The 23647-nt window shown below is 47.7% G+C and carries 22 protein-coding genes and 1 other RNA gene; 15 read left to right on the top strand and 8 right to left on the bottom strand.

What is annotated here, in order from left to right; all coding sequences use genetic code 11:
• Positions 1-11: 11 nt before the first annotated feature.
• From fliE to fliJ, 6 genes are read left to right on the top strand one after another with little or no spacing between them, the layout of a single operon-like run.
• Positions 12-368, top strand: coding sequence for a flagellar hook-basal body complex protein FliE (fliE, locus tag JIG40_RS04290; RefSeq protein WP_020329972.1), 357 nt, complete (start codon positions 12-14; stop codon positions 366-368).
• 3 nt (positions 369-371) lie between these two features.
• Positions 372-2111: a flagellar basal-body MS-ring/collar protein FliF gene (gene fliF / locus JIG40_RS04285; protein ID WP_024373213.1), complete on the top strand. Its 1740-nt coding sequence runs from the start codon at positions 372-374 to the stop codon at positions 2109-2111.
• Complete coding sequence (locus JIG40_RS04280; protein ID WP_020329974.1) at positions 2074-3093, top strand: flagellar motor switch protein FliG; 1020 nt, start codon at positions 2074-2076, stop codon at positions 3091-3093. The genes fliF and JIG40_RS04280 overlap by 38 nt, the downstream gene beginning before the upstream one ends.
• Before the next feature lie 3 nt (positions 3094-3096).
• Positions 3097-3840: a flagellar assembly protein FliH gene (fliH, locus tag JIG40_RS04275; RefSeq protein WP_199464837.1), complete on the top strand. Its 744-nt coding sequence runs from the start codon at positions 3097-3099 to the stop codon at positions 3838-3840.
• On the top strand, positions 3833-5179 hold the full coding sequence (gene fliI / locus JIG40_RS04270) for a flagellar protein export ATPase FliI (RefSeq protein WP_075988368.1): 1347 nt from the start codon (positions 3833-3835) through the stop codon (positions 5177-5179). Before fliH ends, fliI begins: the two co-directional genes overlap by 8 nt.
• 8 nt (positions 5180-5187) lie before the next feature.
• The gene (gene fliJ / locus JIG40_RS04265) at positions 5188-5628 is read left to right on the top strand and encodes a flagellar export protein FliJ (RefSeq protein ID WP_199464836.1); all 441 of its coding nucleotides are present in this window, start codon (positions 5188-5190) and stop codon (positions 5626-5628) included.
• Between the two features lie 25 nt (positions 5629-5653).
• On the opposite strand, the gene JIG40_RS04260 is transcribed toward fliJ, so the two are convergent.
• Positions 5654-6721 carry a PLP-dependent cysteine synthase family protein gene (locus JIG40_RS04260; RefSeq protein ID WP_032080652.1) on the bottom strand — a complete coding sequence of 356 codons (1068 nt, stop codon included), beginning with the start codon at positions 6719-6721 and terminating at the stop codon, positions 5654-5656.
• A gap of 171 nt (positions 6722-6892) precedes the next feature.
• On the opposite strand from JIG40_RS04260, the gene JIG40_RS04255 reads away from it, so the two are divergent.
• Positions 6893-7351 (top strand): Lrp/AsnC family transcriptional regulator, encoded by a 459-nt coding sequence (locus tag JIG40_RS04255; RefSeq protein WP_199464835.1) that lies wholly within the window; start codon positions 6893-6895, stop codon positions 7349-7351.
• Positions 7352-7602: 251 nt separating this feature from the next.
• Here the strand turns inward: JIG40_RS04255 and tesB are convergent, their stop codons facing one another.
• Positions 7603-8466: an acyl-CoA thioesterase II gene (tesB, locus tag JIG40_RS04250; protein ID WP_199464834.1), complete on the bottom strand. Its 864-nt coding sequence runs from the start codon at positions 8464-8466 to the stop codon at positions 7603-7605.
• A gap of 138 nt (positions 8467-8604) precedes the next feature.
• Here tesB and JIG40_RS04245 point away from each other — a divergent pair, with 138 nt between their 5' ends.
• Positions 8605-9051 (top strand): YbaY family lipoprotein, encoded by a 447-nt coding sequence (locus JIG40_RS04245; RefSeq protein ID WP_199464833.1) that lies wholly within the window; start codon positions 8605-8607, stop codon positions 9049-9051.
• A 34-nt stretch (positions 9052-9085) separates the two neighbouring features.
• Here JIG40_RS04245 and JIG40_RS04240 read toward each other — a convergent pair whose 3' ends face one another.
• Complete coding sequence (locus JIG40_RS04240) at positions 9086-9388, bottom strand: DNA base-flipping protein (RefSeq protein ID WP_020329981.1); 303 nt, start codon at positions 9386-9388, stop codon at positions 9086-9088.
• A 53-nt stretch (positions 9389-9441) separates the two neighbouring features.
• Between JIG40_RS04240 and JIG40_RS04235 the strand changes: the two genes are divergently transcribed.
• The 4 genes from JIG40_RS04235 to JIG40_RS22825 all read left to right on the top strand — a co-directional run bounded on the left by JIG40_RS04235 (position 9442) and on the right by JIG40_RS22825 (position 13014).
• On the top strand, positions 9442-10179 hold the full coding sequence (locus JIG40_RS04235; RefSeq protein WP_020432084.1) for a hypothetical protein: 738 nt from the start codon (positions 9442-9444) through the stop codon (positions 10177-10179).
• 159 nt (positions 10180-10338) lie between these two features.
• Positions 10339-12333 (top strand): GGDEF domain-containing protein, encoded by a 1995-nt coding sequence (locus tag JIG40_RS04230; protein WP_104966999.1) that lies wholly within the window; start codon positions 10339-10341, stop codon positions 12331-12333.
• 131 nt (positions 12334-12464) lie between these two features.
• An RNA gene (ffs, locus tag JIG40_RS04225) (signal recognition particle sRNA small type) lies at positions 12465-12561 on the top strand.
• 201 nt (positions 12562-12762) lie between these two features.
• Positions 12763-13014, top strand: coding sequence for a Tn7 transposase TnsA N-terminal domain-containing protein (locus JIG40_RS22825; RefSeq protein WP_233921513.1), 252 nt, complete (start codon positions 12763-12765; stop codon positions 13012-13014).
• A 121-nt stretch (positions 13015-13135) separates the two neighbouring features.
• Here the strand turns inward: JIG40_RS22825 and JIG40_RS04215 are convergent, their stop codons facing one another.
• Positions 13136-14554 (bottom strand): hypothetical protein, encoded by a 1419-nt coding sequence (locus JIG40_RS04215; protein ID WP_199464832.1) that lies wholly within the window; start codon positions 14552-14554, stop codon positions 13136-13138.
• 485 nt (positions 14555-15039) lie between these two features.
• On the opposite strand from JIG40_RS04215, the gene JIG40_RS04210 reads away from it, so the two are divergent.
• Positions 15040-15519, top strand: coding sequence for a DUF1456 family protein (locus JIG40_RS04210; protein WP_020329986.1), 480 nt, complete (start codon positions 15040-15042; stop codon positions 15517-15519).
• A 349-nt stretch (positions 15520-15868) separates the two neighbouring features.
• Positions 15869-17046 (top strand): IS3 family transposase gene (locus JIG40_RS04205; protein WP_199464831.1). Its coding sequence is split into 2 segments (ribosomal slippage): positions 15869-16136 and positions 16136-17046, totalling 1179 coding nucleotides; the frame shifts between segments, so codons are not numbered across the junction.
• A 36-nt stretch (positions 17047-17082) separates the two neighbouring features.
• Here JIG40_RS04205 and JIG40_RS04200 read toward each other — a convergent pair.
• Positions 17083-17700 (bottom strand): deoxynucleoside kinase, encoded by a 618-nt coding sequence (locus JIG40_RS04200; RefSeq protein WP_199464830.1) that lies wholly within the window; start codon positions 17698-17700, stop codon positions 17083-17085.
• Positions 17701-17778: 78 nt separating this feature from the next.
• The gene (locus JIG40_RS04195; RefSeq protein ID WP_199464829.1) at positions 17779-18696 is read right to left on the bottom strand and encodes a viperin family antiviral radical SAM protein; all 918 of its coding nucleotides are present in this window, start codon (positions 18694-18696) and stop codon (positions 17779-17781) included.
• 127 nt (positions 18697-18823) lie between these two features.
• Here JIG40_RS04195 and JIG40_RS04190 point away from each other — a divergent pair, with 127 nt between their 5' ends.
• Entirely contained in the window at positions 18824-21514 is a 2691-nt protein-coding gene (locus tag JIG40_RS04190; RefSeq protein ID WP_199464828.1) for an ankyrin repeat domain-containing protein, read from the top strand.
• 553 nt (positions 21515-22067) lie between these two features.
• Here JIG40_RS04190 and JIG40_RS04185 read toward each other — a convergent pair.
• Positions 22068-22661, bottom strand: a complete 594-nt coding sequence (locus JIG40_RS04185) for an NAD(P)H-dependent oxidoreductase (protein WP_020329992.1) — start codon at positions 22659-22661, stop codon at positions 22068-22070.
• A gap of 1 nt (position 22662) precedes the next feature.
• Positions 22663-23568, bottom strand: coding sequence for an EamA family transporter (locus JIG40_RS04180; RefSeq protein WP_199464827.1), 906 nt, complete (start codon positions 23566-23568; stop codon positions 22663-22665).
• Positions 23569-23647: the final 79 nt, after the last annotated feature.

Genomic DNA, 23647 nt, shown 5'->3' with positions numbered 1-23647 from the left:
GAGAGGTAAACATGGCAAATCAACCTATCGGTAATGCAATGTCCGCCGAGCAGTTAATGCTCACCAAAATGGACGCAATGCGCGTACAGGCGACGCCGGATTTCGTCGTCAGTGCGAACCCGCTGGACGTCAAAGCGGTCAATCCGCCTCTGTCGTTTTCATCGGCCATGACGCAGGTTCTGGATGTGGTGAACCAGCATCAGGCGGTCGCCAGCAGCAAAATGACCGCGGTGGAAACCGGCAAGAGCGACGATCTGGTGGGGGCGATGATCGCCAGCCAGAAGGCCAGCCTGTCGTTTAACGCGCTGATGCAGGTGCGCAACAAAGTGGTTGCGTCGTTTGAAGACATTATGAAGATGCCGGTGTAAATCATGTCTGAACTTACTACTCAAGTGGCGGGTGCCAGTGGCATCAGCCCGAATGGCTCTTCAGTCAGGGGCATGGACGATATCAGCCGTAAATTGAAACAGCTGTGGTCAAGCAGTCAGCGCAATCTTGTGCTCTCGGCGGTGCTGGCGGCGATTGTGGCGGCGCTGATTGTGGTCGCGCTGTGGAGTTCTTCGCAGAGTTTCCGTCCGCTGTATGGTCAGCAAGAGCAGTTTGATGTGGGCGACATCGTCTCGGTGCTGGAAGCGGAAAGCATCAGCTATCGCCTGCAGGAGCAGAATGGCCAGGTTCTGGTGCCGGAAGGGGAAGTGGCGCGCGTACGCATGCTGCTGGCCGCCAAAGGCATCAAAGCCAAGCTGCCGACCGGGCTTGATTCACTACAAGAAGACAGTTCGCTTGGCACCAGCCAGTTTATGGAAACCGCCCGTTACCGCCACGGTTTGGAAGGTGAGTTAGTGCGCACTATCATCGCGCTTAATGCGGTATCGAACGCGCGTGTGCATTTGGCCATTCCTCGTCAAACGCTGTTTGTGCGCCAGAACGGCGAAGCGCCGTCGGCGTCCGTCATGCTGGAACTCAAAGCGGGTGAAGACCTCAAACCGGAGCAGGTGGAAGCGATCATCAATCTGGTGGTGGGCAGTGTGACGGGCATGAAGCCGGAATTCGTCTCGGTGATTGACCAATATGGCCGCTTGCTGAGCGCCGACGTGGCGTCGGGCGATTCGGGCAAAGTGAACGCCAAATACCTTGATTACCAGAAGAACCTGGAGAAGCAGGTGATTCAGCGCGCGGCAGACATGCTGACGCCGATTGTCGGTCCAAGCAACTTCCGCGTGCAGGTGGCAGCCGACATGGATTTCAGCCGTGTGGAAGAGACTCAGGAAATCCTCGACAACACGCCCGTGGTGCAAAACGAGCACACCGTTCAGAACAACTCGATTGACCAGATTGCGCTCGGCATTCCGGGGTCGCTGAGCAACCAGCCGCCAGTGACTGGTGAGAAGCCGACTCAGGACAGCCAGAACTCGAACGCGCGCTCTGAAATCAACCGCCAGTACGCCGTGGGCAGCAGTGTACGCCGCACGCAGTACCAGCAAGGTCAGGTGAAAAAACTCAACGTTTCTGTGCTGTTGAACTCAGCGGCTGCGCCGAATGGCACCGGGTGGAGCGACCAAGAGAAGACAGAAATCTCCGCCATGCTGATGGATGCCGTTGGCATCAGCGCCGCGCGCGGTGACAGCCTGAGCCTGATGAGCTTTAACTTTACGCCGATCGAGATTGAAGCGCCGCCAAGCATTCCATGGTGGCAGGATCCGACCGTGCAGCAGCCTCTGCGTTACGTGATTGGCGGCATGCTGGGCATGGCGATGATCTTCTTCGTGTTGCGTCCGCTGATCATGCATCTCACCGGTGCGGATCGCCGCAGCCAAGAGCTGGAGTTTGCGCCGCCGCCAGAAGAGCCTTACTACGAGAATCTTCAAACCCGCGAAGAGCGTGAACGTGAAGAGGCGCTTAACCGCCGCTTGGAAGAGAAAGGCATCAAAGCATCCAGCGGTCTGGACGTGAGCAGCGACATGTTGCCACCGCCGGGATCGCCGTTAGAAATTCAACTGAAACATCTGCAGCTGATTGCCAATGAAGAGCCAGAACGCGTCGCAGAAGTCTTGAAACAGTGGGTAAATGTGAATGAACACAGCACAGTCAACGCAGAACCAAGAGCTTAATCATGTCGAGCAGACCGCACTGGTCCTGCTCGGAATGGGCGAAGATGCCGCGGCGAAAGTGCTGCGCCATTTCAGCCGTGATGAAACGCAGCGCGTGACCAAAGCGATGGCGCGCCTCAGCGGTATTAAAAGCGACAACGCGAAAAACATCATTCAGCAGTTCTTTGATGATTTTCGTCAGCACAGTGGCATTCGTGGCGCGTCAAAAGAATACTTGTCCAACACGCTGCGCAAAGCGCTGGGCAATGACCTGGCCAAAGGCCTGCTCAACAATCTGTATGGCGATGAGATTCGCAACAACATGCAGCGTCTGCAATGGGTGGACGCGGAAATGCTGGCGCGTTTTATCAGCAACGAACACCCGCAGATGCAGGCGATTTTCCTCGCCTATCTGCCGCCGGACAGCTCTTCAGCGGTGCTGAAATGCCTGCCGCAGGATTATCACGATGAGCTGCTGTACCGCATCGCGCGTCTGCAGGACATCGACCATCAGGTCGCGAATGATCTCAATGAGCTGATTGAACGTTGCATCGAACAGGTCTCGGTGACGCAAAGCGCGCCGCTGTCCGGCGTGAAGCAGGTCGCGGATATCATTAACCGCTTTGAAGGCGATCGCGCCACACTGATGGAAATGCTCAAACTGCATGATGAAGATGTGGTGAGTGAAATCGAACAGAACATGTTTGACTTTATGGTGCTCGGCCGTCAGCGCGAAGAGACCATGGACCGTCTGGTACAACAGGTACCGATGGAGCTGTGGGGCATTGCGCTCAAGGGAGCGGAGATCACGTTGCAACAGGCGATCAAACGCTCGATGCCGCAACGTATGGTCAAGGCGCTGGAAGACGATATGCAGGTGCGTGGTGCGGTGGCCCTCAGCCGGGTTGAGCGCGCGCGTCAGGACATCATGCAGATTGTGCGTGAACTGAGTGAAGCAGGCGAAATCGAACTGCTGCTTTATCAGGAACCGACGGTGGAGTAAGCCATGTCAGCAGAAAAAATTATGCGTCTGCCTACGGGCAGTTATCGTCTGCACCGTTTCCCGCCACTGGCTCAGCCAGTGAAGGCACCGGACGACCGATTGCTCGATGACGAGTGGCAGGACACGCAGGTGGATATTCAGCAGCAGCTCGAAGCAGGTTTTCAGCAAGGGCTGCAGCAGGGCTATGACGAAGGTTTGCGTCAGGGGCTGGAACAGGGCAAGCAACAAGGCATTATTGACGGCCAGAAAGAGGGTTTTCAGAAAGGCTTTGTCTCCGGTGAACAGTCCGGTAAGCAGCACTTTTTGGAAGCCGCCAAGCCGGTCAACGAACTGTATCAAACCCTGTCGCGCTGGCAGGCGGAACGCGAGCAGCAGCAGCGTCACATCATTTGTGAGCTGGTGCAGAAAGTCGCGCAGCAGGTCATTCGCGCCGAACTGACGCTGATGCCACAGCAGATTTTGTCGCTGGTGGGTGAAACCCTCGATGCGATGCCGGGCAAAGCGGAAAGCGTGATTGTGCATCTGAATCCGCAGGATCTTGACCGCATTCGCGACATCAATGCCGATCTGCCGAAGAGCTGGAAACTGGTGGCGAACAAAGATCTGCCCGTGGGCGGTTGCCATCTGGTCACGGACGATGCCGAAGCCGATGCCAGCTGTGACTCACGCCTGCATGCGTGTATGGACAATGTGAAACAGCATCTGCTGGATGAAGTCACCGCAGGGCAAGAGGTGGCGGATGAGTAATCCGCACAGCGGCGGAATGCTGACGGACCGCCTCAACGATGCCATCGCGTCGCTCGATTCTGTCCCGGTGGCGCGGGTGACCGGGCGACTGGTGAAGGTGAACGGCCTGATGCTGCAAGCGGTGGGCTGCCGCTTCAAACTCGAACAGCGCTGTCTGGTCGAAACCGCTGAAGGCGACATGATCGAAGCACAAGTGGTCGGTTTCGACCACAATGTCGCTTATTTAATGCCCATTCGCCGCTTGGGCGGTCTGTTTGCGGGGGCGAAAGTGGTGCCGCTGGAAGGCGACAGCACGGTGCAGCTCAGCAGCCAATGGCTCGGCCGGGTAGTGAACGGGTTAGGCGAAGCACTTGATGATGGCGCGCCGCTGCGCGGTGGCGACCGCGTGTCGCTCGAACCCAAACCGATTAACCCGCTCAAACGCCGCCCGGTGGACACGCCGCTCGACGTCGGAGTCCGCACGATTAATGGCCTGCTGACGGTCGGCAAAGGCCAACGCATCGGCCTGATGGCCGGCAGCGGTGTGGGTAAAAGTGTGCTGATGGGGATGATCACCCAGAACACCGAAGCGGACGTGATTGTGGTCGGGCTGATTGGGGAGCGTGGCCGCGAGGTTCGTGAATTTATCGAGCGCAACCTGACTGAACAAGCACGCCGCAAAGCGATCATCATTGCCGCTCCGGCGGATGAGTCGCCACTGATGCGACTGCGCGCGACGCTGCTTTGCCACCGCGTGGCGGAATATTTTCGCGATCAGGGTAAAGACGTTTTGCTGCTGATGGACTCGCTGACCCGCTATGCGATGGCGCAGCGTGAAATTGCCTTGTCGCTTGGCGAACCGCCTGCATCGCGCGGGTATCCGCCGTCGGTATTCAGCGTGTTGCCGCAACTGCTTGAGCGCGCGGGCAACAGCGATAACCCGGATGGCAGCCTGAGCGCGATTTATACGGTACTGGCCGAAGGCGACGATCAGCAAGATCCAGTGGTCGATTCAGCGCGCGCCATTCTCGATGGTCACGTGGTGCTGTCACGTCAGCTGGCCGAGCAGGGGCACTACCCGGCGATTGATGTCAATGCCTCGATCAGCCGTTGTATGTCGGCGGTGACACCGGACGCGCACGTCACGGTTGCCAATCAGTTTCGTCAGCTTTACGCCAACTATTTGCAGGTCAAAGAGCTGCTGCCGCTCGGCGGTTACCAGCCGGGGCAGGATGCGGAGCTGGATCGCGCCGTCGCTATGTATCCTCATCTCAAAGCATTTCTGCAACAGTCGGCCAAAGAACGTGTCGATTACACCGCAAGCCTGACCCAACTGGCTCAGCTGTTTCAAATGCCGTGAGATAAGCCATGAAAGAGAAGATTCGCGCCGTCGGCAAACTGCAACAGGTCGAAGAGAAAACCCGCGACCGCATCGGGCAGCAGCTCAATTCGATGCGCCAGCGGCATCAATATCTGCAAGCGCAGCTCGATCAATTGGCGAGTCTTAAATCCAGCGCTGGCGATTCAACGCTGCACGCGCCAACGCTCAACAGTGCGCTGCTGATGAACCTCAATCGTGTCGACCACATGCTGCAAAAACTGCTGCGTCACCATGAGCAGGAACAAGCGGTGATGGCGGCGCAGTGTCATTCGGTGCAGCAGGTGCTGGAGAGTAAACACGCGCGGGTCAAAGGGTTAGAACAGGTGCTGGAGCGCTGGCGCAAAAAGCAGGATTTTGAGCGTGCGCGCAAAGAGCAAAAGCAGATCGAAGATATCCTCAATGCGCGCCATCGTAAGCGCGCATTGTGATTCGAACGGAGCGACGAGCAGGAACTTACGCCAGTTCGCCAGTGGCCTGAAACGTTTCCAGCTTGGCCAGATACGGTGACAGATCGGCGATATTCTCCGCCAGCCAGGCTGGGTTGTAGTAGGTATCGAGATAACGCTCACCGCTGTCGCACAGCAGCGTCACAATCGAGCCGGTTTCTCCGCGGCGTTTCATCTCACTCGCCAGTTGCAGCGCGCCATACAGGTTGGTGCCGGTGGAGGCGCCCGCTTTACGGCCGAGAATTTTTTCCAGCCATTGAATGGTCGCGATGCTCGCTGCATCCGGCACCACCCGCATCTCATCCACCACATTCGGAATAAAGCTTGGCTCAACGCGAGGGCGGCCAATGCCTTCAATTTTGCTGCCGCACTTGAGCGTCAGGTTCGGATTGCGGGTTTGGTAGAAATCGTAAAACACCGAATTCTCCGGATCGACCACGCACAGTTTGGTGTTGTGCTGCTGATAGCGAATAAAGCGGCCAATGGTTGCTGACGTGCCACCCGTTCCCGGACTCATCACGATCCAGCTCGGGATTGGGTGATCTTCCATCTTCATCTGATGAAAAATGCTGTCGGCGATGTTGCTATTGCCACGCCAGTCGGTGGCGCGCTCGGCGTAGGTGAATTGGTCCATGTAATGACCATTCAGCTCTTTGGCCAGACGGCGCGACTCGTCATAAATCTGATCTGAGCGGTCGACCAAATGGGCTTTGCCGCCGTAAAACTCAATCTGCTCAATCTTCTTACGCGCAGTGCATTTGGGCATCACGGCAATAAATGGCAGACCCAGCAGGCGCGCAAAGTATGCTTCAGACACCGCGGTGCTGCCGGAGGACGATTCGATGATCGGTGTGTCCGGACCGACCCAGCCGTTACAAATGGCGTAGAGAAACAGTGAACGTGCCAAACGGTGTTTGAGTGAGCCGGTCGGGTGGGTGCTTTCATCTTTCAGATAGATGTCGATGCCAGCCACGCTCGGCAGGTCGAGCTTGATCAGATGCGTGTCGGCAGAGCGTTGAAAGTCGGCTTCGATTTTGCGAATCGCGCTGTTAATCCATTGATGGTCGGTACACATAGGTCTCTCCATGAGCGTGAATCCCAAACCGGAAGAAAGGTCGCACAACGTTTGGGAAAATTGAAATCGGTATGGGAATAATTTAGCTGTAATAAGAGAGAAAAACTTTGCTAATTTACCTATGGTTTTGTAGTTTTGGAGAATAATTTTCTCCATAATGGCGCTAAATGTATGCAACTCGACAAAATTGATCGTCAGATCTTGGCAATTTTGCAAAAAGACAGCACGGTGTCGCTCAACGACTTGGCGGAAGCGGTTCATCTCACCACCACGCCTTGCTGGAAGCGACTGAAAAAGCTGGAAGAATCCGGCATTCTCAGCAAACGGGTCGCGCTGCTTGATCCGGAAAAACTCGACTTGTCGTTTATCGCTTTTGTGATGGTCAAAACCAGCGATCATTCGCACGAGTGGTATCGCCGTTTTGTGGCGACGGTGGACGAATACCCTGAAGTGATGGAGTTCTACCGCATGGCGGGGGAGTACGATTACATGATGAAAGTGCTGGTCAAAGACATGAAGCACTTTGACCAGTTTTACAAAAAGCTGGTGAACAGCGTTGGCGGGCTGAATAACGTCACATCGACCTTTGCGATGGAATCGCTTAAATACACCACTGAACTACCGCTTTAGCACGCAACGACCTGATGCCAGCGGTGAAGCGATATCAGGCCGTTGAAGGCAGGCAAGCTCAGCCAAATAGCCAAGCGAGCAGCAAGACCACGGCCAACAGTACCGCGAATGCTTTGAGTAGCGGTTTGATGTCAGTGCTGCCGCCATTGGGTGGTTGATTACAGCATCCCATAATGTCCCCTCCTGAGTGAATGTCGGTAGCACTGTAAAGCCTGACCTTGGGGGAAGGTAAAGCGTCGCTGCGAAAAAACTTAGGCGTTTTTAAACCGCATTACGCCTTCTTGCACGGCGGTGGCGACCAGGTGGCCTTCACGGTTGTAGATTTCCCCGCGCACTAAGCCGCGTGTGTTGCTGGCGGTCGGACTTTCAATCACATACAGCAACCATTCGTCCATTTTGAACGGACGGTGGAACCAAATCGAGTGGTCGATGGTGGCGACCTGGAAATTGGGCGTCATCAACGTGACTTCATGCGGGTGCAGCGCCGTTACCAGAAAGCCCCAGTCCGAGGCGTAACCCAGCAGGTATTGGTGAATGAGCTGATTGTCTGGCATCTCGCCGTTGGCGCGAATCCACAGGTACTGTTTCGGTTCGGCTTTTTGTGGTTTGAGCGGATTGATAACGGTCACCGGACGCATCTCAATCGGCTTCTCGCCGCAGAACACTTTCTTCACTTTTTCTGGCAGCAGGTGAGCAATTTGCGCCGCCAGTTCAGATTCCGACGCAAAGTTTTCCGGCCCCGGAACATCCGGCATAGTTTTCTGATGCTCAAAGCCCGGCGCTTCACCGTGGTAAGACGCGGTGAGGTAGAAAATAGGGCGGCCGTTTTGAATCGCTTTCACGCGGCGCGTGCTGAAACTGCGGCCATCGCGCAGGTTTTCAACATCGTAGATGATCGGTTTTTCTGGATCGCCAGGGTAGAGGAAGTAACTGTGAAAAGAGTGCACGGTGCGATCGGGTGCCACCGTGTAACGCGCCGCCGACAACGCCTGACCGATCACTTGGCCGCCGTACACTTGCGGCAAACCGAGGTTTTCGCTTTCGCCGCGGTAGAGACCCTCTTCCAGTTTTTCTAGCTGCAGCAAGCTCAGCAGCTCTTTTAATGGTTTGCTCATGGCTCCTCACCTGATTGGTTATGTTCGTTGTTATTTTGTGAGTTACGTCAAATAACTGTCAAGACCAACTGAGGGTCATAGCAGTTTATGAAACGGATCTTATAATAGCTGCGATTACCTTAATTCAAGTGAGGCACTATGAAAAAGGCACTACTTCTGGCGTCATCGGTTCTGTTAGGTTCGGTACTGGTGGGTTGCCAGACTTCTGAGGACTCAACGACCATGACACAAACCACACCCGCAGCCATGAAGACGGTAACGGGTACTCTCGCGTATCGTGAGCGCATTGCGCTGCCAGAAAATGCGGTGGTGACAGTAACGCTGCAAGACGTTTCTCTGATGGATGCGCCAGCGAAAGTGATCGCGACTCAAACTTTTGAGACGAAAGGCAAGCAAGTTCCGTTTGCGTTTGAACTGGCTTACGACAGCGTCCAAATCGACGCTCGTCATACCTACAGTGTCAGCGCTCGTATCGAGCTAAACGGCAAACTGCGCTTTATCACCGATACCCATTACGGTGTGATTACTGATGATAATAACACTAACCAGGTTGATTTGAAGCTGGTTGGCGTTAGCGCAAACTAATGCTTTGAGAGTGACGATAAAAAGCAATGGCAGCCTAAGGCTGCCATTTGTATATTCTGAGTGAGATCTTTCCCTGACTGCTCACGGCTATCCCTTCTGCGACTAATCGTTCCCGTTGCCTGTCCCAATCAGGGCCGGTTAACGAAATCTCCCCTTTACTGTTGATGACACGAAACCACGGCAGTTTGCTGTCTTTGGGCAAGTTTCCCAGCGCTTTGCCGACGTGGCGCGCATAACCGGGATAACCCGCCATACGTGCGATTTCGCCGTAGGTCGAAACTTTCCCGTGTGGGATTTGGTGAATGACAGCAAAGATCTGTGCCAGAAATTGGTCCATAATGACAGTGTCCTAGTTCAATTGTTACCACGGATAGGTATAAGGAGCTGGAATTGGTATTCTCCGCTTTTCAATTTGTAATCACAACGTTATTGGTGATGGTGTGTGCCCGGGCGCTCGGTCTGAGCGAGGGCGATGTTCCATTCATTACTTTTGTCATCCCTGCTCTCTGGATACTGCCGCGCGGTGGGATCACGGGTTTCGTTTTGCTGGCGGGGATGGCCGCTTACGGCATTACGCTTCCTTATCAGCCAGCCTCGCTCTCGGTCAGTATGTGGGTACTGTTCCCTATGATGATGGTAGCGTTTTCACGTGGCAGCAATAAGGGCATCATGGCGATCAGCGCACTTATCGTGATCACGCTGCAAGTCGGTATTATGGTGACGCAAGCGGCGGGTAAATTAGACGGTGAACCTTGGATGACGGTTGTGCAGCTTGCTGCGGTGGTCGTGATCTGGTGGTCGGCATCGAGTTGGAAACCGAGCCATAGCCATAGTTGGTGGGCATTGGGACTGATCATTCCATTGTGGGTGGCGGGTCTGACGTTTGCTGCGGTGATTGCGCTGTGCCTGACTGGGCTGGTGGCTGTGATGGAGAGCCTGTCACAAGTTAAATCGTTTAGCTGGAGTAAGCTTTTGTGCTGGACTCTGCCTTCCGTCAGCTTTATGGCAGTGGTGCTTTCGCCGGACATCGACGTACCTAAACCTGTCTTTGTGGTGTGGATCTGCTTGCTGACGACGGCCTGGATGACCGACTACATCCTCAAAAATACCGAAGAGCAGCCATTGTAAACGTATGCACAGAAAATCGAATCCAGTGCAAACTTATGAAGGACATTGAAATAAGTCCTTATGCATACACGCTGAGATTCGGTATTATCAGCAATTACTAAAATTACAATTCTATAAAAAACAACGTCAATGTTTAAAACGCTAGCAATTCGGGGCTGGATGCTGCTGCTACTGTATTTTCTCGCAGTTCCGGCACACGCCGAGCCACCGCATAATGAACAACCCTATTTAGTCGCGACCGAAGCGGACGATGTCGTCACGCGCGTGTTATTCGATGCGATTGCCTACCAGTTCAATATCGACATTCAGTACGTCAACTACCCAAGTTTTGATGCGATTTTAAAATCGGTCGAGTCCGGTGAAAGCGATTTCGCCGCCAACGTTACCTACACGGAAGCGCGCGCGAAACGGTTTGATTACTCGGCGCCCACCAATATCGAATACACTTACCTCTACAGCTATACCAACGCCACATTGGATGAAATTAAGCGTATCGGCGTGCCGAAAGGGACGATTTATGGTGAGCTGATTCGTGAAAATTACCCACACCTCACACAAGTGGAATACGACGGTTTCAGCGAAGCGAAAGTGCTGCTGGAAAGCGCGCAAGTTGATGGTGTGGTCGATGCGATCAACCAACTCAAACCGATGTTAACGCGCGGCCTGGATGCTCAGCTGCTGAACGATCGCATTTCGATTCAACCTGTCTCGCTGATTGTGCCGAAAGGCAAACATGGTGAACTGCTGCATGAGTTCGAGACATTCATTCACTCAGCCAAAGTGCAAAAATTGCTGCGTGAATCGATTCAGAAATATCAGTTCGACATCCGTAAACAGGCGCTGCGTCAGGCGGTCATCGACAGCGGTGTCAACCAGCAACGTCCGTTGCGGGTGAAGCTCGAAAACCTGACTCAGTTTGCCAGATACGGCAATGATGGGTCAGTGAAAGGCATCAGTGCAGACGTAGTATTCCAAGCGTGTGACATCTTGCTGCTTAAATGCGATTTGGTCAGCGCAGCGGATGAAACCTGGGAAAGCATGTTCACGGACATTCAGGACAAGCACATCGATATCATTGCGCCGATTTCCATATCTGAGCAGCGCAAAAAAATGGTCTATTTCAGCGAGAGCTATTACCACCCACAAGCGGTGATGGTGAAACGCGAAGGCTATAAGGACAACGTGTACAGCAATGTCTCGGAGCTGGTCGTGGAGCGCATTGGCGTGATCAAAGATGACTTCTTTGAAGAGCTGATGCAGCGCATGCTGCCTAACAAAGCGCTGATCACCTTCTCTAATCAGGAAGAGCAGATTCAGGCATTGCTCGATAAGCAAGTCGACTACATCGTGCTGAGTAAGGCGAACTTTAACCAGATTCTGCGTGATGCGGATTCACTGTTGCCAATCGTGGAAGATTCGATGATCGGCAGTTTCTACGCCTACGATATTGCGATTGGTTTCCCTAAGAACCAAGTCGGCGCCGCGCTGGCACCGCTGTTTACGCGCGCAATCAAAATTATCGATACCCAGAAAATCATCAAAAAATACGATTATCAACCGGACTGGCGTGCAACGCTATTGACGGAAAAGCGCTTCGCCCGCCACAGTCAGTGGCTGTTTATCTTACTGGTGCTGTTTTTGTTGAGTGTGGCGCTGTATCTGAATTTTCAGTCCAACACCGATAATCTCACCAAATTGCGCAATCGCCGTTCGTTGTACCGCCGCTTCCGCCGCGGTTTACCGGGCAAAACCACGCTGGTGTATCTGGATATGAACCAGTTCAAGCCGATTAACGATAACTACGGCCATGAAATTGGCGACAAAGTTCTCAAGCAGTTAGCCGCGCGGATCAATCAGGTGTGGAAAGGAAAATCGTACCGCATTGGGGGCGACGAATTCATTCTGGTTGGTGAAGCGCGCGGGGATGAGTTACAAGCCATTATTGATCAGCTACAAAGCTTCCTGTTTATCTGTACCGAGCGTGATGTCAGCTTTGATGTGACAGTAGCGGTGGGGATCTCTACTGAACGTGAACGCTATATGTCGCTGCAGGAGGTCCTGCATCAAACGGATATCGCCATGTATCAGGAGAAACGCAAACGCCCGCTGGCAAAAGCGGAACGTCCGGCTAAAGAGCCGATGGAAGTGAAATAAACAAATTGCTCAAATGGTGGGCAGTTGAAGGTAAATCAATGCTTTTCGCCCTATTTGGGGTTGCAATAGCGGGGGCGATACCGGATAATCCTCACCACTCTTCGGCAGCAAGCTGAATTGACCTATGGGGGCCCTGGTCCTCCCGCAACACTAGTTCGTGAATCTGGTCAGGTCCGGAAGGAAGCAGCCACAGCGAATGACGTGTGTGCCGGGATGTGGCTGGGGCTTCCACCCATCTTTGTAGCTGAAACCATAAAGCGTCCCAATAAAAGCGTAAGCTGTCCTTTTTAAACCCATTAAGTGTCCTAAACTAAATTTGGTTGTGTTATTACAACGTTATGGGACAGGTTATGTACGTTCGCAATCTTCGCAAACCATCCGCAACAAAAACGTTTATAAGTTTGCGAGTTCTAAAATCGAAGTGTCATTTTGTGTGCAAGTTCTTTAGAACGAGATTGTTGTTATCATCTCGAATGCTCTAAGGACGTTCTTTCATTCCGATCACAACCCGAAGGTTTCTATTATTCTTCAGGTCACAAGCGTTATTCCTATACTCCTGATTTTCTCGTCCGAAACCAAGATGATTCAGAATACTTCGTTGAAGTTAAACCTCTGGATAAAACCTTCTCTGAAGATTTCAAACGTACTTTTGTTCTAAAGCGTATTACTGCAAAGCAATAAGAAAATTATTGGTATTAGTCACTGATAAGCAGATACGTAATGGTGTGTATCTAGAAAACCTAAACTTAATACATCGGTAATCGAAATTAGTAACAAGGCGCCCAATCGAGCGCCCTTGAGTTCAGTGAGTTGTTCTACATCTGCCTTGGTAAGGTAGATTGCATCGATACTGATGCAAATTCTTAGTGATTACCGAAGGTACCTGGTAGAGATTAGCGACGTCTTCATCGTAGTTTTCCAAACCAAGGTCACAGGCGTGAACCACACCATCTTTAAAATCCCACTTTCTCAGTGCATTTGGGTAATCACAACCGACTAACTCCATAGCTTTCGGGAGAGTGGTCGCAACTAATGTTTTTTGGATGGGGCCGTGGCAGAACCAAATGTCCTTCTGACCACTCTTCGGCTCTTTGAGCGTCCAGCAGTAGGCAATCGCCTCTTTGAAGTCTTTAGTTCGTGCTGTACTTATAGGTTTAGCATTCGCACCGGTTTGTTGAGTTGGGTTAGCCTGAACGGTTGTCCCGTTGGTTGACGGTTGACTTGAAGCTGCAGACGCGACAGATGGTGCTGTCGTTGTTTTATTTCCGGCTTGGGTAGCATTTTTCATCGTAGCCAGAGCCTGCTCTCTCTTTTCCATACGATCCATGTAAGTCGGTTGGATTTGCGCGTATTGCTTACTCAGGTTCGGTCGGGGAACATAGTTGTTAGTATTCGATTGGCTGTATGTAGGCAGCGTTTTAACGCTAGTATCGAAGTTTGCCAACCCTTGGCGGATACCTGCGCTGACCGCTTCACTATCTCGTTTCTTCTGTTCTGCAACCATCTGGTTGTAGGCTTTAGATGCTTCGGAACTCTTATCTCCTTTGGCTGCCAGATAAGCAAGTGAGGTATTAACGCGCCTAATGGACGCGGCTGTTCGGGATAAATCTGCTTCCTGAAACTGTTCTGGTGTTTTGTGCAGTGAGTCCAGAAAGCCCTCACACTTTCTCATCGAAAGGTAGGATGATGACTTAAGGCATGGGTGACTCGATTCAAACCCGATGACAAAGGTAATCTGCTCTTCAACGATTGCGGTTTCAACTTCGTTGGGAAGGTTTTTCCACGTTCTGTCGATCGTCAATATCGTTGAGCCATCACCAAGGACATATCGCCAAGAGCGAGTTTGAGTGCTGTCCCAACCTCTTCTAAAGTAGTAACTCACCACGTGTCCACCCGCGACGATAGGGTAGTGCTCCTTCAGAACTTGATCGAACGTACCGATACCGCGTGTCATTGCTTCAAACCAATCTCCTGAACGTCCCCAGAAATCCCATTGTGTGTTGAATGTAAAGCGGCATGAATTACCTTTCCACGCTTTGGTGGAATCTAGGCAGTACTGTTCCATACGGTTGATAACGTATTGAGAGGATTTGGTCATCTCTTCAGGCGTCTCCGTGGGTTCATCACTGTGCCCCCAAATTGCCTGATGCATCCCATAAGTGCAGCCCGTTAACATTGCTGTGAGCAATAGTAACGCTGGAAATAGAACCTTGTTGGTCATCTTGTGAGCTCATCATGTCATTGTTGTTATTGATAGAAATTATAAATCAGGCAAATCAATAAACAATTATGCATTGGTTTGAGTCGAATATGATTTCTGTAGGCCGCAGCCAAACCAGAGACTCCTGAAGGTGGTGAATTTGAAAAGTTAGCTGTATTAGTTGAAGAGTATGAGGAAAAACATTTCCCATTTAATAACTGTAATCCACTTTTGCCCCATTCCTTGCCAGTAACCTTCTACCTCACAAATCACAGTGAGGTGGTTTGATCTACTTCTTCTAATCAGCATAGTGTCTATGAAAGTGGGGTCTTACCAACTTAGCCAACTCGTTCGAATAGGCCGTCTTATTTCTATTTTTAACCTACCGAAGAAACGTGTTCTCTGTTAGAGTCACCGTCAACTACGCTATTGAATAAAGACACTCACAGATCGCATGTCATTGATGGATTTTTATTCACCCTTAGAACTCATTTTAGGAATCCCTAGTGACTAACAACGAAATTTTACGTCGTATCCAACACGCGTTAAACCTTAAAAACGCGCAGATAATGAAAGCTTTCGGGCAGGCCGAAGTCACTGTGGCTCACGATAAAGTGGCAAATTGGTTAAAAGATGAAAGTGACAAATCTTGCGTTAAGATGAAGGATCAAGAGTTAGCGGTATTCTTAAATGGCTTTATTAACCTCAAGCGAGGAAAAAAAGACGGCGAGCAACCTAAGCCAGAAGTCACGTTGACCAACAACATGATTCTCATGAAGCTGCGCATCGCGCTAGACATGAAAGCAGAAGATGTGTTGGACGTTTTAGAAGTGGTTGGTACTAGTTTAAGTAAATACGAAATTGGTGCGTATTTCCGCAAGCCAAACAACAAAAACTACAAACAGTGTGAAGACCAACTGCTGTGCGACTTCTTAAATGGTGTGCAGTTTACCAATCGTCCCGATTCTGAAGAGTTTACTGGGTAATTTTTATCTCGAATCGAACGTGGTAATTGATTAAAAAAGCGAGAACCATTTTATTTGGCTACTCGCTTTTATCATGCTAAAGACCGATATTAGAGCTTCACAATCACGTCTACTCTTTGTCTTTTTTCAGTAGATAGCTATCAAACCACGCTGAAATCTGGTCGGCTTTTAGAATCAAAACACACACCGCCCCCTATGACCCTACCAAGATAAACCCAAGCTAAAACCTTAAGCCAGTTAGGGGCCACAATTCTGGTCAAGATGTTCCAGACATCTTGTAGTGGCATAGTGAATTTGGCCACCTGATTAGAGGTGTTAAGATACACCTCATAGCATGACAGGTGAAACTATGACCAAGCGTACCAGACGCACTTTCAGGGCGGAATTCAAACTCGAAGCAGCGCAACTTGTTCTCGACCAAAACTACACCGTTGTTGAAGCCGCAAAAGCCATGGGTGTGGGTAAATCGACAATGGATAAGTGGGTAAGGCAGCTCAAGCAAGAAAGAATGGGAGTAGCACCTCAAGCCTCACCAATGACACCAGAGCAAATTGAGATACGAGAGCTGAAGAAGAAACTTGCACGCCTTGAAGAGCACAATGAAATATTAAAAAAGGCTACAGCTCTCTTGATGTCGGACTCACTGAACAACTCTCGATAATCGAGAAACTCAGGCAGAGCTTTAACGTAACAACCCTGTGTCATGTGTTCAGTGTCCACCGCAGCAGTTACAAATACTGGCGTTGTCGCCCTAAGCGTGTTTCTCCAGAGTTGGTGAAGCTAAAAAGTCTTATTAAAGAAGTTCATACGGCAAGCAACGGCTCTGCTGGTGCGAGAAGCATTGCCGACATGGTGACAGCTCAAGGTATAAAACTGACACGTTATCGAGCTTCTAAGATAATGAAATTATTAGGGCTGGTAAGCGGTCAAGCACCGAACCACCGATATCGAAAAGCATCACAAGAGCACGTAGAGATCCCAAACCATCTGTCTCGACAATTTGCCGTTACCGCTCCCAACCAAGTCTGGGTCGGTGATGTGACGTATGTCTGGACGGGACTGCGCTGGATGTATCTTGCTGTTGTCATCGACCTGTTCGCGAGAAAGCCAATTGGTTGGGCGATGTCAGTCCCGCCTGATAGCAAGTTGACAGGAAAGGCACTCTCTATGGCGTTTGAATCACGAGGTAAGCCCAAAGGCGTGATGTTCCACAGCGACCAAGGAAGTCATTACACCAGTCGTTCTTATCGGCAACTGCTGTGGCGTCATCAAATCAAGCAAAGCTTATCGAGGCGAGGTAATTGCTGGGACAACAGTCCGATGGAACGGTTCTTCAGAAGCTTAAAGACAGAATGGATACCAGTGTCGGGTTATCGGAGTCTTAGCGAAGCGAGAGAACATATAACTCGATACATCACGGGCTACTACAGCCAACTCAGGCCACATCAATATAATGGTGGTCTAACACCCAATGAGTCTGAACGACTGTATTGGGAAAACTCTAAAACCGTGGCCAATTTTAGTTGACCACTACATCATGCAATATCACCGAGAGATATCGAACTAGAAACTGTACAAATTATTCCCTCCCGAAAGAACGTGCTCGACCCGATCTTTCATTAGTTGGTAATTTTCTTCTACCGAACGGCCATGCTTTTCTGATGTATCGACCTCTACAATTGGAATATCAAACCATTTAAAAACTTTGTGATATGCTGATTCAACACTATTATTTTGCGTAACTGCATCGCCGTACCACTGAACTGTGTCACCTCTGGCCTCTATTCTGTTGTTTATTGTTTCAATATCAGCTTTAACAAAAATTATCACTTCTGGAAGAAGTATTTTTTTATTAATTTTAAGTGTGTCAAAAATATTTTTGACAATATCTTCCCCAAGCATAATTGTTTGGTAAGCCAAAGTTGAAAATACATATCTGTCTAATATGATATCTTCATCGTTTAATACTTTCGAAACCTCATTACTCTTCAATAAGTTATTTAACAAAAAGAATAGAAATGCACTCTCTTTTGACTCATAGGAGTCAATGACCTTTCTTAGATCATGAGCTTCAGGGACTACCGCATTGTGAACGATAGTATTAATTTCTTTAGCATATAGAGAGCTTAATGTTGTTTTTCCACATGCATCTAACCCTTCAAAAACGATAAATTTATTCATCTGTTCCTCATCTAATATTTTGTGATTATTTATAGTTCCTATAATAAGGAACCTAGTTTTATTTTTTGTTAGTAGATTTTATGAGATTTCCACAATATCTATATTGGTTTCTTTATATCTTGAAGAAAACGTAATTGGATTGAACTCTATTTGAGAAAGAGCTTTTTTCACACCGCATGAATTAATGCATTCGCTATATTTATATCCAGGTTTATTGGCAGTATTTTGGTAAAAGCAACCCTCTGGACTAATCATTAAGTATGATTCTGTCATAGTAGAATTAGACTCAGAATACATAGGTAACCCTAATCCACTATGTCTTTGAACAAAATTATCGAACTGTTCTTTGGAAATTAGTATTTCATTATCACCATAAGGCATGACCTGTAATACTTTCCATTTGTATGGTTTTAGACTAGAAATTAAATTAGAGAAATCCTCTTCCCAATTAAGACTATTAATTACAGTATTAATCTTTGTTTTGATTCCTGTTTGTGACTGTGTAAGGTTCGCTAGAGCATGTGTTAAATCATTAACACCAAAAGAGTTCCCTTTTCGATCGTTTCTTCCTATTTTCATACGTGTACTTAAGTACTGACTGTCAAAGCTGATTCCAATCATGTCTAAAGTATCTTTCGGCAACGGTGATTTTCCATGAATTAGGTAATGTCCATTAGTTATGATTGAGGTTTTAAATCCTTTTTGTTTTGCAAGAACCAAAGCGGTAACGAACGTATTTCCTAACATCATTGGTTCCCCTCCTGCAAAGTTAAGACGAACACTTTCGTACCCCAGCTTTTCTTTTAAGACTGGAGTGCCTTTGATGAAGTAGTCTGCTAGCTTATCCAATAAGTTAGCGATTGCCTGTTCTGAACGATGGAGTTCTTTGGGGCGTCCCCATTTTGCAAAACAGTATTTACAACTGTAATTGCAGACTTCTGTCATGTGCCAATTGATTACCAGTTCTTTTGTTTTTCTAGATTGTGCTGTTGTCATGCTTTTTATTCTCAGGTATTCAGATGGCTTCAGTATGATAAAATCGGCTCTGTAGAAAAATGAAAAGCAAAATCCCCCCCTCAATTTTCTTTTTCTAGCGGAAAACGAAACAATAAAAGGACATTCAGTGGCTACTTTTCCAACCTTCGAATCGGTACTTCTGCAGATTGCTAAAGCGCTTGGCGCTAATGGTCAGATGACTTCAAAATCGAAAAGCAAGTTTAAATATGTCGAGATGACGATGGATAATTTATCTAATACTTGGGAAAGTATTTTGGGTGATATAGCGGATGCTTTAGGGCTTGATGAAAGAGCGAAAAAAGATCTGATCTCCAATGTTACAGACGATTACTTGATGCACAAGAACATCGAGCTTAATGTTTATTCTTCAAAGGCGTCACAAAGAAAAATCGTTTGGCATTATTTAGCCAGGGTTATCATACCAGCTCTAGCGAGACATACGGTATTTTGGCAAATTGAATCAAAAATGGATGAAGGTATGCCTGGCGGGCGGTTTTGGTATCTTCCAGCCGTAGATTCTCCGATTGAACCTACGCAACTTCTTCTCCCTGTACCGCAGGTCTTGAATTGGCTTATCGACTTAATCCAAAACACCAAAACATCTATTGCTAATAATTTAAACAACGATCTAGATAGTGTGGATAAATACGAAAAAGTATTAAGGAACCTTTACAATTGGCAAAAATCCAAGAGTACCCCTGAGATATCAAGTATCGAGAAAACGTTTTCGGACGAAGTGAATATACAGTTTGGTGGCTGTTTTGAGCCTGATGAAAAGTCTTCGCAATTTGAACAGGCTCTAGATTTTATTGAAAAAAAAGGTTTGTCTTATGATGACTTACAGCATGAAATAGCTATTGATTGTGAAGACTTAAAGCGAATATTAAGGAGTGAATGCCCAGCAGCGGAGCAGCGAGATTTTGTACAGAAACTAAAAGTACGATATCAGGCACCAAGCTCTAAAGTGATACGTATGAGGTTGCTGATAGCCAGAGCTATTCAAGAGGGATATGAGCAATTAGTTAAGTATTTAACACCTGGAGTCGATAAACTATCTTTTGACTTAAATGAAAATAAAACACTTCAGTTAGTTGAACTTTACAACTATGTATATAACCTGACTTTTATGGCTCATATTCAAAAGGGAAGTTTAGGAGACCATGCGGAAAATAAGTATTTTGAAGAACAACTTCCTTCCTTTTTTAGGTACGATTTATTGCGAATTTTTACCTCAGACAATGAGCACGATATCCCATGGAGTACTTTAGATAGAATTAATTGTATTTTTAGCCGTTCTGGAGAAGAGGATATATTAGATAATGTCTTTCCTACGTCTCAAGATGAATTTAAAAAAATGTGTAAACTTATAAAAGAAGAAGGTGATTATTCAAATAATTACCTTATGCGTAGAGATGTTTTAATAGATAAGCTAAAACAAAACAAATCTCCATTTAAACAATTACAGAATATTGATGATTTTGATCTAGTATATGGGGCTAGAATTATTCAGGCGAATCAATATTCAAATCCTAATATAGGTGACATGATTGTTGAAAGGTTAAAATTTCTAGAAGCCACACCTACTGAGTCGATGAAGCGAATATTATTTGAACTAGAAACTCATCTACTCCTTAATAAGTTTGGTTCAAAAACCGAAGAAAAGGTATCTGCTTTGCTAGATGAGGCGAAAAACTGTGATGATTTTGGATTTTCAAAAGCAAATATACTACGTTATGAAGCTCTTCATTATATTGCGCAGAACAAGCTTAAAGAAGCAGAAAAAAATCTTAATTTGGCTATTGATGAATGTAAGAAATACAGCTTTGGAAAGTTTAGAGGATTGTTAGCTAGAGATGCATTCGCATTGGCTATAGCAAACCAAAAACTCATTCCTAATAATCACGAAAAGTACTTTAGAGACATGTACTACTGGGGCGGACTGAAAGGAGAACCTAATATTTATGATGTTTCGCGTGAATTACATGAGTATTTTTGGGAAAAGTTGTATCAATGCTATCCTAACTATCAACCGCTTTTTGCTTCTTGTTCTAGCGATATTGAAAAGTTTAGTCGTGATTTCGCAGAGTGTATAAAAAATGGACGTTCCATTGAGCTAGTACTTAAAAAACACGAAGCTTTAAAAAAGAAACAACTGAAATACCCACAAGCAGATAGCATCATTTTGCTAATGATGAAGATGAGCTACGAGTTGCTTCGGAAGTTAAATTATAACAAGCAGATGGTTCCAACAGACATTGCTAATGAAATTAGTGATGTCTGTAATGGGATGATTCAAGGTATCCGTAAGGTCATCGAGCTATGGCCAGAAATTGTTAATATTACAGACTTTAAATATCAGACGCCTTTGATGTTTGCTGCAAACAACAAAGATTATCAAACGGTAAAAGCATTGTTGAAGGCTAACGCAGATCTGAATCTTCAAGATTTCACGGGTAGAACAGCGCTTCATGCCGCTGCGGCTAGCCGATGTTGTAAATCTGCGTCACTTCTACTAGAGCATGGCTGTGATGCAACGTTAATTAACGAAGAAGGTGCAACAGCGTTACATACGGCTACTCGCATGGGCGATCTGCCTATAATTGAACTATTAATTGAAAAGAGACCTGAGCTACTAAAGATTGAAGATTCAAAAGGAATAATACCTGAGCAATTGGCCAGAGAAATTGCCAATAATCCGCTAGCTTACAACGTTCTGAAAAACTTTCTCTTGTCTGAAGGCCGTAGTATTGTCAGACACGAGACTTATAAGAAAATCTTAGAGGTTTTTTTACGGTAGATTTAGTTATAAGTTTCGATTTGAATTGAAATTTATTTCAGGGGACAAGTATTTCTAAGGATAATCTGCCTGTTATGCTGAAAAAGTGCATAATATGAATCTAACACAACTGGTTGAAGATGGAAGTTGTTGTCCATTTTCTTGAATCTCTGTAACAGTGATAAGCAGTGCCTGATTATGCTTTTGGATACTAAAAGTTATTAATAGGGTGAAAGTTAGTCCGTCGATGTCAAATTAAAAATGTCCAAAACGCGTTTAGAGAGCAGAAAATCACCATGAGATTAATTTATGCAACAAGCTGCTACACAATTGCAAAACACGTTGTTTGGTAGATCATCTCTGCCCCTTTTTCTCAATGCTAATACCCATTATTAGGCTGTTAATTGAGCTTTCAATACAGAGCTAATACGAAGATGCGCAGGGTACTATGCTCACGTTATCCCAATACTGTACATCCACTAATTTGGATAATGTTAAGCAGGTTGTATGACTATGCAGCTACAAACTGACAAGAAGCACCTGTTTGGGGCAGGTGCTTCCTGTATGACAGCCGCTACATTCCATAGCGAAACGTTTTACCTATATTGACCATATCACGATGTACAGGAGCTAATGCGCTGGCGTAAGCAGCAAGCAGCTTCATGGTATATTCGCTGCGAGCATGCAGATGCTGGTCGGTACATTTATGTTCTGCTGTCAGAATCTCTTCGCAGTCACGAAAAATAAGATGATCCGGCAGAAAACACGCATGATTGTTTTTGTTACCCGTCATGCGTAATTCACTGATCGGATAGACACCATTCACGCTGGCTGAAACGCTCACCAGCAGAGCGGCTTTGTGCGCTAATTCTTCGTCGGTAGTCAGCATCAAAAAGTTCTTCAATGCAGGCGTCGCCATGCCGTGCCATTCAGGGGTAATAAAAATAAATGCATCCGATCGCTGAAGAATTTCAGCAACTGGTTTCCATTGTTGCCATTCTTCACTGTCCTGCCATACCCCCTCATTCCACAGCGGTAGATCCAATTGGTGTAAGTCGAGAACAGTTGCCTTGTCAAAATGGGGCTCAGCCAGTGTTTGTAGGTAATAGGCGACATTTAGGCTTTGAGAATGCGCTCTTTGACTTCCTGATACGATAGTAATGTTCATATTAATTCCTTTTTACGGTCTGAAGTTGTAGTCGATGATCGGTTTGTGCGGATGAGCGAGGCGTAGCCAGCACAATTGAAAACAAAATGGCTAACGCTCCAAGTAATTGGGGCCAAGTCAGGGTTTGATTTAGGACTAGATATCCAAGAAAACAGGCAGAAACACTGCTTAGAAAACCGAGAAAAGAGACGGTCACAGGAGGCAGTTTTTCGATTCCGCGAAACCAGAGAAAGTAACCCAAAATGGCACCAATCAAGCTCAAATATCCATAGCCTAGGTAGTTGATAGAGGTAAGTTGGGTTGGAATGCCTTCCAGCCAAAGCGAGACAGGCAACAAAATGATGCCGCCAAATAACAGCTGCCAACCTGTAAATCCGAGCATTGTCATGCCCGTTGGACGTCCCCATTTTTTTGTCAGCACCACACCTAAAGCCATGCTCAGCGTTCCGAGTATGGCGGTCAACATGCCTTCGATATTGAGTTCGGCTGAACTGTTAAGTACCAGCAGACCTACGCCGAGAATACCTAATCCACTGGCGATCAGTTGTTGTGAAGAGAAGTTGGCACTCAAAAGGTACCAACTCATGCTCATGACAATCACCGGCTGGATAGACATCACCATCGATGCCATGCCTCCCGGTAGGTAGGTTGCCGCGAAAAATAAGCAGTAGAAAAATAGCCCGATGTTCAGAAAACCTAGCACTGCCATACGAAGCCACCACAATCCAGTTGGCCACGCTCGGCTAATAAGCACCAGCAATACACCAGCAGGCAGCGAACGAATTGTTGAAGCAATAAGCGGACTTTCTGGTGGCAGCGCTTCCGTTGTCACTATATAGGTACTGCCCCAGACAATAGGTGCAATTGCGGTTAACGCTATTGTTTTAATTTGCTGAATCCTGTTCATAACTCACCTTGACTGAATCGTTAATCATCCCCAAAAGTATCTCTTAAAAAAGATACTTTTTAGAAAGTAATGGAGTTAT

Origin of the sequence: Vibrio sp. bablab_jr001 (genome assembly GCF_016464285.1) — a bacterium.
GTDB classification, from domain to species: Bacteria; Pseudomonadota; Gammaproteobacteria; order Enterobacterales; family Vibrionaceae; genus Vibrio; species Vibrio fluvialis.
This window is presented reverse-complemented; position numbering and strand designations above follow the sequence as displayed.